9 protein-coding genes are annotated in these 12,169 nt (G+C 64.0%); 5 read left to right on the forward strand and 4 right to left on the reverse strand.

Annotated features, from left to right (window positions below; translation table 11 throughout):
- The first annotated feature begins 118 nt into the window (after window positions 1-118).
- A complete protein-coding gene (locus tag NXT3_RS19190; RefSeq protein WP_095678024.1) occupies window positions 119-1,390 on the forward strand; it encodes a glycerate kinase type-2 family protein in 1,272 nt (423 codons plus the stop codon).
- A 211-nt stretch (window positions 1,391-1,601) separates the two neighbouring features.
- Here NXT3_RS19190 and NXT3_RS19195 read toward each other — a convergent pair whose 3' ends face one another.
- Window positions 1,602-3,665 carry a M3 family metallopeptidase gene (locus tag NXT3_RS19195; RefSeq protein WP_104839878.1) on the reverse strand — a complete coding sequence of 688 codons (2,064 nt, stop codon included), beginning with the start codon at window positions 3,663-3,665 and terminating at the stop codon, window positions 1,602-1,604.
- A gap of 82 nt (window positions 3,666-3,747) precedes the next feature.
- Complete coding sequence (locus NXT3_RS19200; protein ID WP_037418352.1) at window positions 3,748-4,389, reverse strand: LysE family translocator; 642 nt, start codon at window positions 4,387-4,389, stop codon at window positions 3,748-3,750.
- A gap of 378 nt (window positions 4,390-4,767) precedes the next feature.
- On the opposite strand from NXT3_RS19200, the gene leuB reads away from it, so the two are divergent.
- Window positions 4,768-5,880, forward strand: coding sequence for a 3-isopropylmalate dehydrogenase (gene leuB / locus NXT3_RS19205; protein WP_097539637.1), 1,113 nt, complete (start codon window positions 4,768-4,770; stop codon window positions 5,878-5,880).
- Between the two features lie 127 nt (window positions 5,881-6,007).
- On the forward strand, window positions 6,008-6,700 hold the full coding sequence (locus tag NXT3_RS19210; RefSeq protein WP_097539638.1) for a phosphatase PAP2 family protein: 693 nt from the start codon (window positions 6,008-6,010) through the stop codon (window positions 6,698-6,700).
- Window positions 6,701-6,774: 74 nt separating this feature from the next.
- On the opposite strand, the gene NXT3_RS19215 is transcribed toward NXT3_RS19210, so the two are convergent.
- Window positions 6,775-8,667: an MFS transporter gene (locus tag NXT3_RS19215; protein ID WP_037390440.1), complete on the reverse strand. Its 1,893-nt coding sequence runs from the start codon at window positions 8,665-8,667 to the stop codon at window positions 6,775-6,777.
- A 569-nt stretch (window positions 8,668-9,236) separates the two neighbouring features.
- On the opposite strand from NXT3_RS19215, the gene NXT3_RS19230 reads away from it, so the two are divergent.
- On the forward strand, window positions 9,237-10,271 hold the full coding sequence (locus NXT3_RS19230) for an aspartate-semialdehyde dehydrogenase (protein WP_097539640.1): 1,035 nt from the start codon (window positions 9,237-9,239) through the stop codon (window positions 10,269-10,271).
- A 173-nt stretch (window positions 10,272-10,444) separates the two neighbouring features.
- On the forward strand, window positions 10,445-11,266 hold the full coding sequence (locus NXT3_RS19235) for a lytic murein transglycosylase (RefSeq protein WP_037418366.1): 822 nt from the start codon (window positions 10,445-10,447) through the stop codon (window positions 11,264-11,266).
- A gap of 247 nt (window positions 11,267-11,513) precedes the next feature.
- On the opposite strand, the gene NXT3_RS19240 is transcribed toward NXT3_RS19235, so the two are convergent.
- Window positions 11,514-12,161, reverse strand: coding sequence for a carbonic anhydrase (locus tag NXT3_RS19240; RefSeq protein WP_104839879.1), 648 nt, complete (start codon window positions 12,159-12,161; stop codon window positions 11,514-11,516).
- Window positions 12,162-12,169 lie beyond the last annotated feature (8 nt).

Here is a 12,169-nt window from a genome sequence, read left to right on the forward strand (position 1 = left end):
AGCCGTCACCGATCGCGACGGCGCAGATCATCGCGGAATCGGCGCAAAAATCATTGCGACGGCGGAGGGCGGCGTCCAAGGTGTGTTCGTCTTTGACCTCGAGATCCCGGACTGATTCATGGCATCGATCGAGCCGCGCTCCTTTCTGACCTCCGTCTTCGAGGCTGCCGTCGTGGCGGCCGACCCTGAAGCCGCCATTCGCGCCCATCTGCCGAAGCGGCCGAAGGGGCGAACGATCGTGATCGGTGCCGGCAAGGCGGCAAGCCAAATGGCCGCCGCCTTTGAGCGGCTCTGGGACGGCCCGTTCGAAGGGGTGGTGGTCGCTCGCCATGGGCCGATCGAAAATTGCGCCCGCATCAAGGTGCTGCAATCGGCCCATCCCGTGCCGGACGAGGCGGGGCTCATCGCCTCCGCGGGACTCCTCGAACGGGTCGAGGGACTGACCGCCGACGACCTGGTGATTGCGCTTGTCTCCGGCGGCGGCTCCGCGCTGCTGCCGGCGCCGCCGAATGGGCTGACGCTCGAGGACGAGATTGCCGTCAACCGGGCGCTGCTTGCTTCCGGGGCACCGATCTCGGCGATGAACGTGGTGCGCAAGCACGTGTCGCGGGTCAAGGGTGGGCGCCTGGCCCTCGCCGCCTCGCCGGCACGCGTCGTCAGTCTGGTCGTATCGGACGTCCCGGGTGACAATCCCGCCTTCGTCGCCTCCGGGCCGACCGTGCCGGACCGGTCGAGCCTGGAAGAGGCACGCGAGATCGTCGCGCGCTACGCCATGGCGCTGCCGGAGCGGGTCGTCGCCCATCTTCGCTCGGATGCGGCGCGCGCACCGAGCCCCGACGATCCTGCCTTTGCCGGCAACGAGGTCCATGTGATCGCTTCGGCGAGCGTGTCGCTGGAAGCTGCGGCGGCGCGGGCGCGGCAGAGCGGCATCGAGGCGATGATCCTGTCGGATGCGATCGAGGGCGAGGCGCGCGATATCGGCCGCATGCATGCCGCACTCGCCCGCGAAGTGGCGTTGCGCGCCCGACCTTTCGCCAAACCCGTCGTGCTGCTTTCCGGCGGCGAGACGACGGTGACGATTTCCGGCAAGGACTACGGCAAGGGCGGCCGCAACAGCGAGTTCCTCTTGTCGCTGGCGCTCGACATAGATGGCGTCGCGGGGATCGATGCGCTCGCCGCAGACACGGACGGCATCGATGGTTCTGAAGACAATGCCGGCGCCTTTGCCGACGGGACGAGTGTCGGCCGCATGCGGGCGGCAGGCGCCGATCCCCGCGCCCATCTCGCCCGCCACGACGCATGGTCGGCCTTCGCCGCCAGCGGCGATCTCTTCGCGCCGGGTCCTACCGGCACCAATGTCAATGATTTCCGGGCGATCTTGATTCGCTGATGTGAATGACCACGGCGCAACATGGCCCCTCCCCAGCCCCTCCCCACAGGTGGGCTTAAGTTGCCGCGGCCTCTGCGATCCTCTTTACGGTACGGCAGATGCTACGTTGGAAAATGGCAATCGGCCGCAGCGGGCGCCAAAGCCCCTCCCACCTGTGGGGAGGGGTTGGGGAGGGGGCGAGCCACGAGGCACGAAAGGCGTCGGGGAACACCTATGCCGCAAGCCCCTTCTTCGCCAGCATCGCATCCGGGCTCGGCAGCTTGCCGCGAAAGGCCCTGTAGGCGTCTTCCGGATCGATCGCCCCGCCGACGGAATAGATGTGGCCCTTGAGCTTGGCCGCCATTGCCGGATCGAAGGGGTCGCCGGTCTCCTCGAAGGCGGCGAAGGCGTCGGCGTCGAGCACCTCCGACCACATGTAGGAATAGTAGCCGGCCGAGTAGCCGTCTCCGGAGAAGACATGCAGGAAATGCGGGCTGCGATGCCGCATGACGATCGATGCCGGCAGATCGATCCTTTCGAGCGTCGCCGCCTCGAGCGCCATCGGATCGCCGATGTTTTCCGCCGTATGATAGGCCATGTCGACGAGCGCCGACGCGGTGAACTCGACGGTGGCAAAGCCGGAATTGAAGGTCCGCGCCGCCAGCACCTTGTCGAGGAGGGCGTGCGGCATCGGTTCGCCGGTGCGGTAGTGCACGGCGTATTTCCTAAGAATCTCCGGCACCGTCAGCCAATGCTCGTAAAGCTGTGACGGCAGTTCGACGAAGTCGCGCGAAACGCCGGTGCCAGACACCGAGGGGTAGGTGACGTTCGACAGCATGCCGTGCAGCGCGTGGCCGAACTCGTGGAAGAGGGTGCGGGCGTCGTCGATGGAAAGCAGTGCCGGCTTGCCGTCGGCGGGCTTGGCGAAGTTGCAGACATTGTAGACGATCGGGATTTCGCCGACCGCACCGTTCTTCAATTTCAGCTTGTGCTGCGACTGGAAGGAGCTCATCCAGGCGCCGGAGCGCTTGGAGGAGCGGGCGAAGTAGTCGCCGAGGAAGAGCGCCGCGAGCTTGCCCGAAGCGTCGCGGATCTCGAAGACGCGGACGTCCGGATGGTAGGCGGCGATGCCGCTCTTTTCCGTCACCGTAATGCCGAAGAGACGATGGGCGACGTCGAAGCAGGCGCCGATAATCCTTTCAAGCTGCAGATAGGGCTTCAGCTCGCTTTCCGAGAAGCTGAACTTTTCCGCTCTCAGCTTTTCGGCATAGTGGCGCCAGTCCCAGGGCATCACGTCGTGATTGCGGCCTTCAGCAGCGATCAGCCTGGCAAGATCCGCCTCTTCCTCCCGGGCCCGGGCCACCGCCTTTTCCCAGACCCGCAGCAACAGGCCGTTCACCGCTTCCGGCGTCTTCGCCATGGTGTCGTCGAGCTTGAGTGCGGCGTAGTTCGGATAGCCGAGCAGCTTCGCCTTTTCCGCCCGTAGCGAAAGCGTCTCGGCGATGATGCCGCGATTGTCGGTCTCGCCGCCATTTTCGCCGCGCGCCGTCCACGCCCGGAAAGCCTGCTCGCGAAGCTCGCGGTTTTCCGAGAAGGTCAGGAACGGCTCGACGATAGAGCGCGACAGCGTCACCGCATACTTACCGTCCTCGCCCCGGTCGCGTGCCGCTTCGGCCATCGCGTCCTTGAGGAAATCCGGCAGCCCGGCCAGTTCCTCATCGCTCGTGAGCATGAGCGCCCAGTTCTTCTCATCGGCCAGCACGTTCTGGCCGAATTTCGCGCCGAGGCCGGCAAGCGTTTCGTTGATTGTCGCGAGTCGCTCCTGCTCCACCTTGTCGAGCTTGGCGCCGGACTTGACGAAACCCTTCCAGTGCCGTTCGAGAACACGCGTCGCCTCGAGATCGAGTCCGAGTTCCTGCCGCTTCTCCCACACCGTGTCGATGCGGCTGAAGAGCGCCGGATTCGTGCCGATCTTCGAATAGTGGCGCGACATCTTCGGTGCAATGTCGCGCTCCAGCGCCTGGATCACCTCGTTGGTGTGGGCACCGGCCTTGGTCCAGAACAGTGCCGAAACGCGCGACAGCTCGTCGCCGGCGATCTCCAGAGCGACGACAGTATTGTCGAAGCTCGGCGGCTCGGGATTGTTGGCGATCGCCTCGATCTCCGCCTCGTGGCTCGCGAAGGCGGCATCGAAGGCGGGCGCGAAGTCCTCGTCGTTTATCGCCGCGAAGCGCGGCAAGCCCTCATGGCCGGTCCAGTGTGTGAGGGCGGGATTGAGCGAAGCGTCGGCGGTCATGAGATTCCTTTCGCATGCGGATCGCACCGGGCGTGGGCTTGACGCACCGGCAGATGTGACGTGGTTGGCGGACGCGGGCTGTTCAAGCCCTGCGCATGCCGAAAAGACCGGGCGCCGCGTGCCAGATCGCCTGCACGGCGAAGCCGATGAAGAGCAGCCCGGATAGCCGGACGATGGTGAGCTCGTGGCGCCGGTAGAAGCGCCGGACGACCGAGGCGCCGATAATGGCGACCAGAATCACATCGGCGAGCAGGAAACCGATCAGCGACACGGCGAGGAGCATCGGCAGGGCGTCGAATTCCAAGGCGTTGGCGGAGCCGGCGAGGAGCGCCGTGAAGGTCGCGAGCGCCACCGGATAACCCTTGGGATTGGTGAGCCCGAAGATCAGCCCGCGTCGGAGCGGCCGCTCGACCGTCATCAGGGCGCGATTGTCGCCCTTCGGCCGGGCCTTCAGCGCCGTCCAGCCAATCCAGGCGAGATAGGCGCCGCAGATGAGCCCGAGAATGTCAAAGAGCGCCGTACCGATCGAGCGGGCACCGACGATGGCGATGAGCGCCAGCGTCGACCAGAGGATATCGCCGGCGAGGTGGCCACCCATGAACAGCGCGCCGGCTTTCCGGCCCTGGCCGGCGCCGATGCCGAGCAGCGCCAGGAAGGCGGGGCCGGGGATCAGCGTATAGGAAAGAGCCGCAAGGAAGGCACCGACAAGAAGCGTCTCGGACATCTTGGAACCCCGGTTGTGGAATTCGGTCATTCGAGCGTCCGGCGCCGATTCCGTCAAGCGGAAACCGGCAGTGGCGGCGAACCGGGCCGGCTTGTCTCAGCGCCTCATCTTGGCCTGCGACGGTTTGCGGAAGGTGAGGATGTCCATCGTGGCCTAAACCACCTCTGCGACAGCCCGAATGAACCTGCGCATGGGCTTTTCCTCGCCGTTGGGGCGAACCGGTGATCGGTCCATATTATCATTTTCTCGCGCTCCGGCAGGCGAGGTCTGTTTCCGAGGGAACCGGTAGACGCGCACAAATCTTTCGCCAACGCGATTTCCCTCGATACGAAGTTGCGTTAAGAACCGCCCGAGTTTTCCCCTCGAGAAGGACTATCCATGACTGTGCGCAATCTCTTCCTTCTGCCCGGCGACGGCATCGGCCCGGAAGCCATGGCGGAAGTCCGTAAAATCATCGCTTACATGAACTCCGAGCAGGACGCCGGTTTCGTCACGGAGGAGGGGCTCGTGGGTGGATCCGCCTATGACGCCCACGGCGCGGCGATCTCGGAAGAGGACATGGCCAAGGCCCTTGCCGCCGACGCGGTGCTTTTCGGCGCCGTCGGCGGACCGAAATGGGACGCGGTTCCCTATGAAGTGCGCCCGGAAGCCGGACTTCTCCGCCTGCGCAAGGATCTGGAACTCTTTGCGAACCTGCGCCCGGCCATCTGCTATCCGGCGCTTGCCAACGCGTCCTCGCTGAAGCCGGAGCTGGTCGAAGGCCTCGACATCCTGATCGTCCGTGAGCTGACCGGCGGCGTCTATTTCGGCGAGCCGAAGGAAATCATCGATCTCGGCAACGGCCAGAAGCGCGGCATCGACACCCAGGTTTACGACACCTACGAGATCGAGCGCATCGCCGGCATCGCCTTCGAGCTGGCGCGCACCCGCAACAACCGCGTCTGCTCGATGGAAAAGCGCAACGTCATGAAGTCGGGCGTGCTCTGGAACCAGGTTGTTACCGAGACGCACAAGGCAAAGTATTTCGACGTTCAGCTCGAGCACATGCTGGCCGACGCAGGTGGCATGCAGCTGGTGCGGCAACCGAAGCAGTTCGACGTGATCGTCACGGACAACCTGTTCGGCGACATGCTGTCGGACGTCGCTGCGATGCTGACCGGTTCGCTCGGCATGCTGCCTTCGGCCTCGCTCGGGGCACCGGACGCCAAGACCGGCAAGCGCAAGGCGCTCTACGAGCCGGTGCATGGCTCGGCGCCGGACATTGCCGGCCAGGGCATCGCCAACCCGATCGCGATGATCGCCTCCTTCGCCATGTGCCTGCGCTACTCCTTCAACCTCGTGAAGGAAGCCGATAATCTCGAAAAGGCAATCGCCAACGTGCTCGACAAGGGCATCCGCACCGGCGACATCATGGCGGATGGCTGCCGGAAGGTCGGCACCGTAGAAATGGGCGACGCCATTCTCGCCGAGTTCAAGGCGCTCTCGGCCTGATCGGCCGTTACTCTCGCCTACCTATACGAACACACCTCCGGACACGGTCCGGAGGTGTTTTGATTTGAATCCCTTGATTTTTCCGCGCTCGACTTCACATGCAGGGAACCGATCCGGGAAACACGACATGAACCAACCGCTTGCCTCCTCCAGCTGGATCCTGCTGACGACGATCATTCTCGTCGTGGCCCTCGTTCCCTTCGATCCGCACCTGTCGCAATGGGCGCAGGGCCTGCCGCAAGAGATCATCGGCTTCAACCGGGCAATCACCGATTTCGGCACCTTCGCCTGGATGATCTATACCTCCGCGACCCTGCTCCTGATCGCCTTCATCGTCAGGCGATCGTCGCGACGCAACACCGTCCGGCAGCGGGCCCGCACGGCACGCCGCCTCGGGGCCTACTTCCTGCTGACGATCGGCACGGCAAGCGTGCTGGTGCACGGGTTGAAGCTGCTGATCGGCCGCGCCCGCCCGGAGCTCTTCGCCGAATACGGGGCCTACAGCCTGACGCCCTTTACCGGCAGCGGCGCTTTCGAGAGTTTTCCATCGGGCCACTCGACGGCCGCCGGCGCCTTCTTCGGTGCCTTCGCCATGCTGACGCCGAGGCTGCGGCCGCTCTTTCTGATCTTGGCGCTGCTGATCGGCGTGTCGCGCGTCGTCGTCGGCGCCCACTATCCGAGCGATGTGGCGGCCGGCCTGCTGCTCGGCCTCTGGACCGCAATGATGGTCGCCTTTCTCTTCGCCCGCCGGGACTGGCTCTTCCGGCTCGACGCCGGCGGCTGGCCGGCACCGAAGACCGCGCGTTCTCGGCTCAAATAAAAAGCCGGCGCGGAGGCCGCGCCGGAGTCAGGAGAGCTTATTGGATATCGAGGAAAGGCTGCCTTATTTGCGGCTCAGTCCATCGCGTCGATGTTGCGGTCCTTGGTTTCCGGCAGGAACAGCAGGCCGATCACCAGGGTGATGCCGGCGAAGACGATCGGGTACCAGAGACCATAGTAGATATCGCCCTTTGCCGCGCTCATGGCGAAGGCCGTTGCCGGAAGCAGGCCGCCGAACCAGCCGTTGCCGATGTGATAGGGCAGCGACATGCCGGTGTAGCGGATGCGGGTCGGGAAGAGTTCGACGAGCAGAGCGGCGATCGGTCCGTAGACCATCGTCACATAGATGACGAGGACGGTCAGCACGGCAATGATCACCGTCCAGTTGACGCGAGCCGGATCGGCCACCATCGTGAATGCGCCTCCTTTGTCGATCGAATAGACCGCCATTTCGGTCGCGCTGCCGACTTCTTCCTTGGTCAGCAGTTTGTCGGCAGTCAGCTTGTCGGCCGGAACCATGGTCTTGTCGCCGGCGCGGATCGCAGCCGCGTCGAGGGCGAGCTCCGGATTGGCCGCGACGAAAGCGTCGAGCTTCGATTCTGGCACCTTTGCGGCACCACGCACCAGCGGGTAGCCGGAGGCTTGCAGCGCCATGTTGACCTGCTTGCTGAACGCAGCATCCTCGGCTTTCGCCTTGTCGCCGGCGGCGACCGCGTCATAGCTGGTGATCGTCGTCTCGCCGACCTTCACGGTCGCCGGCGTCCCCGCGGCCGCCGTGGTCACCACGTCATAAGGCACCGAGTTCTTTGTCAGGAAGGCCGTTGCGATGTCGCACGAAGTCGTGAACTTCGCCGTGCCGGTCGGGTTGAACTGAAATTTGCAGTCCCCGGGTGCGGCGGCGACGGTGGCGCGAACACTCTGCTGTGCCTCGGCCAAAGCCGGGTTTCCGGCCCAGGTCAAGGTTTTGAACAGCGGGAAGTAGGTCAGCATGGCGAGCAGCAGGCCGGCCATGATGATCGGCTTGCGGCCGATCTTGTCGGAAAGCCAGCCGAAGAAGACGAAGAAGCCGGTGCCGAGCACGAGCGAGGCGGCAACCATCAGGTTCGCCGACTGGCCGTCGATCTTCAGGATGCTCTGCAGGAAAAACAAGGCGTAGAACTGGCCGGAATACCAGACGACGGCCTGACCGACGACGGCACCGAAGAGCGCCAGCAGCGCGACCTTGGCATTCCGCCACTGGCCGAAGGCCTCCGTCAGCGGCGCCTTCGAACCCTTGCCCTCTTCCTTCATCTTCTTGAAGGCCGGCGATTCGTTCATCTTCAGCCGAATCCAGACGGAGACGCCAAGAAGCACGCAGGACAGCAGGAAGGGTATGCGCCAGCCCCACGCGGCGAAGGCCTCCTTGCCGAGTATGAACTGCACGAACAGGATCACCACCAGCGACAGGAACAGGCCGAGCGTCGCCGTCGTCTGAATCCACGAGGTGAAATAGCCGCGACGGCCATGCGGCGCATGTTCGGCAACATAGGTTGCGGCGCCGCCATACTCACCACCGAGCGCCAGACCCTGCAGCAGGCGCAGGACGATCAGGATGATCGGCGCGGCTATACCGATCGAAGCGGCACCGGGCAGAACGCCGACCAGGAAGGTCGACAGACCCATGATCAGGATCGTGACGAGGAACGTATACTTGCGGCCGACAAGGTCCCCGATCCGGCCGAAGACGAGCGCGCCGAAGGGGCGCACCAGGAAGCCTGCGGCAAAGGCAAGCAGCGCGAAGATGTTGCGGGTCGTCTCCGGATACTGGCTGAAGAAGGTCGCGCCGATATAGACGGCGAGCGATCCATAAAGATAGAAATCATACCATTCGAAGACGGTACCGAGCGACGAGGCGAAGATGACCTTCTTCTCCTCGGCGGTCATAGGGCCGGCTTTCTTGACGCCGTCCGCTGTTGCGACATTTGCCATTTGATGATCCTCCACTTCAAAAGGCATTCCTTGAGCGCCCGTTCGATCGATCCGGCTCCTCCCCGAGGTCCGGAACGCGGTGCGCCTGAGTCGAGAGGATGTCAGAAAAGCCCTTCCCCAGGCAGGGATGCTTTCGTCCTATGACTTTCGTCTAATGTGGCGATCGGGCGCGGATTTGCCCCTCACCCTAACCCTCGCCCGCACGCGGCGTGACGACGGGGAGAGGGACCATGACGGTCGGGATCGGTTGGCCGGCCGAGCAATTCGAGGGGCGCAGAGGCTCCGGCGGCTTGACTCTTGTGGAAAAGCCGGTAAGAGCAGCGGCGAACGAGGAAACGAGATGCGACCGAACAATTCGTCCATCGCTGCGCTGCACGTGCCGGCCCATGCCGGGCAGGCGTGCGCTTTCTCGCTCGCAAGCAAAACAACGGCCAAAACGACGACGAAAACCGTCTGACGTCTCTGGCCCTCCGCTCTCTCCCCGGCACGGCCGGGGACAGGACCCTCGCGGACGATCCGCGCGGCTCCGCCTCCACCAGATGAGGAGAGACAGAAAGAGAGCTTAGAACATGGGTTTCAAGATTGCAGTCGCAGGCGCCACCGGCAATGTGGGCCGGGAGATGCTGAACATCCTCTCCGAACGGGGATTTCCTGCGGACGAGGTTGTGGCGCTCGCCTCCTCGCGCTCCATCGGAACTGAAGTGTCCTACGGTGACAAGACGCTGAAGGTCTCCAACCTCGAAACCTATGACTTCTCCGACACGGATATTTGCCTGATGTCGGCCGGTGGCGCGGTATCGCTCAAGTACTCGCCGAAGATCGGCCAGCAGGGCTGCGTCGTCATCGACAATTCGTCGGCCTGGCGCTACGACGCCGAAGTGCCGCTGATCGTGCCGGAAGTGAACGCCGACGCAGTTTCCGGCTTCACCAAGAAAAACATCATCGCCAATCCGAATTGCTCGACGGCTCAGCTCGTCGTCGCCCTAAAGCCGCTGCACGACCACGCGAAGATCAAGCGCGTCGTCGTCTCCACCTACCAGTCGGTCTCCGGCGCCGGCAAGGACGGCATGGACGAGCTCTTCAACCAGACGCGCGCGGTCTTCGTCGCCGACCCGATCGAGAGCAAGAAGTTCACCAAGCGCATCGCCTTCAACGTCATTCCGCATATCGACGTCTTCATGGAGGACGGCTACACCAAGGAAGAGTGGAAGGTTCTCGCCGAGACCAAGAAGATGCTCGATCCGAAAATCAAGGTGACCTGCACCGCGGTGCGCGTGCCGGTGTTCATCGGCCATTCGGAATCGGTCAATATCGAATTCGAGAACGAGATCACCGCCGACGAGGCGCGCGAGATCCTGCGCGAGGCGCCGGGTTGCCTCGTCGTCGACAAGCATGAGAACGGCGGCTACGTAACGCCCTATGAATGCGCCGGCGAAGACGCGACCTATATTTCGCGCATCCGCGAGGACGCGACCGTCGAAAACGGTCTCAACATGTGGGTGGTCTCCGACAACCTGCGCAAGGGTGCGGCGCTGAATGCCGTTCAGATTGCCGAACTGCTTGTCAATCGCGGCCTGATCAAGCCGCGCAAGCAGGCGGCTTGATCAGGCGGCGATCACGCATAATCCGAAGCCCCGCTCGGCGACATCGACCTTGCGGGGTTTCGCCTTCGGGGCGGTGGATTCACGTGAAACATCGCCGGGGGACGAGAGCAAACGAGAGAGCCCGGGCGGGGCGGGCTTTCAAGTCAACCATTCGGGCTTTGACGGGGTATACCATGCACATGGCAAGGTGCGCAGTAACGGGGCTTGCAGCCCTCATCTCAACGGCATTTCTTCCCGCGGCCGCTTCTGCGGCGCAATGCGGCAACGGCGCCGGGGGCTTTTCCGCCTGGGTCGCCGAGTTCAAGCGCGAGGCGGCCGGCAACGGCATCAGGCCATCGGTGCTCGATCAGGCTCTCGCCAATGTTTCCTACAGCCGGGCGACGATCCGTGCCGACCGCGGCCAGAAAAGCTTCAAGCTGTCGCTCGACCAGTTCATGCAGAAGCGCGGCGGCCAGGCGATCATCTCGCGCGGCCGGAAAATGCGCGCCCAGAACGCCGCGCTTTTCGAAAGCATCCAGCAGCGCTACGGCGTGCCGGCCGGCCCGCTGATCGCCATCTGGGGCATGGAGACCGGCTTCGGCTCCTTCATGGGCAAGGAGCACACGCTCTCCGCCGTCTCGACGCTCGCCTATGATTGCCGCCGCTCTGCCTATTTCACCGACCAGCTCTATGCCGCGCTTCAGCTCGTCGAACGGGGCGATCTGAGCCCCACCGCCCGCGGCGCTGCCCATGGCGAAATCGGTCAGACGCAGTTCCTGCCGCTGAACGTCTTGAAATTCGGCGTGGATGGCGACGGCAACGGCCATATCGACATGGTGCGCTCGAAAGCCGACGCGCTGGCCTCGACCGCAAACTTCCTGCGCGGCCACGGCTGGCAGCCGGGTGGCGGCTACCAGCCGGGCCAGGTGAACTACGCGGCGATCCAGGGCTGGAACGCCGCAAGCGTCTACCAGCAGGCGATCGCCATCATCGGCGCCGAGATCGACGGCGACTGATCAGAAACAGCCACGCTTGAATTGCCCTCATCCGCCTGCCGGCACCTTCTCCCCGCTTGCGGGGAGAAGGGACTTTGCTGCAACCTCTGCGCCCCTTTCCTGAAGGATCGCGGTGCTGTTCTGCGGATCGCTCAAGCAGATTTCTGAACAGGCATCGGCCGTTCCGCCAGTCCCTTCTCCCCGCCTGCGGGAAGGGACTGGCGGCAGACCGGATGATGGGCGAACCCATATGTCTGTCAGTGTCGCGTCACGTTCCCGGGCGGGTGAAATCGCCGGTCTTCGCGTCCATCACCCAGAGCTCGCCGGTCGAAATGTCGAACCAGGCGCCGTGAAGCTGCAGTTTTCCCTTCGCCTCGAGGACCTGCACGCAAGGAAAAGTCCGGAGATTGGCGATCGAATTGCGGATGGATACGCGCTCGAGCGCGCGCTGGCGTTCGGCCGGCGTCATCACCTCGTTGCTCTGGATCTGCTCCGCGGCGGGCTTCAAGAGATTCATCCAGCGGCCGATGAAATCGCCGGGCGAGAGCGGTTCCGCATCCGGATCGAGGGCCGCCTTGATGCCGCCGCAGCGGCCGTGACCCATGACGACGATATCGCTGACACGCAGCGACTGGACCGCGAATTCCAGGGCCGCCGAGGTTGAGTGATAGTGCCCGTCCGGCTCATAGGGCGGCATCAGATTGGCAACGTTTCGGATGACGAAGAGCTCGCCCGGGCCGCAGTCGAAGATCGTTTCGGGGGCCGCACGCGAATCGCAGCAGGCGATGAGCATCGTCCGCGGCTTCTGCCCCGTTTCTGCTAGTGTCTTGTAGCGTTGCTGCTGTTCGCTGAACCGGCCGCTCATGAAGTTGCGATAGCCGTTCAGAAGATGTTCCGGGAAACGCTGCATATCCATCGGTTACC

The sequence above is a fragment of the Sinorhizobium fredii genome (assembly GCF_002944405.1).
GTDB lineage: Bacteria > Pseudomonadota > Alphaproteobacteria > Rhizobiales > Rhizobiaceae > Sinorhizobium > Sinorhizobium fredii_C.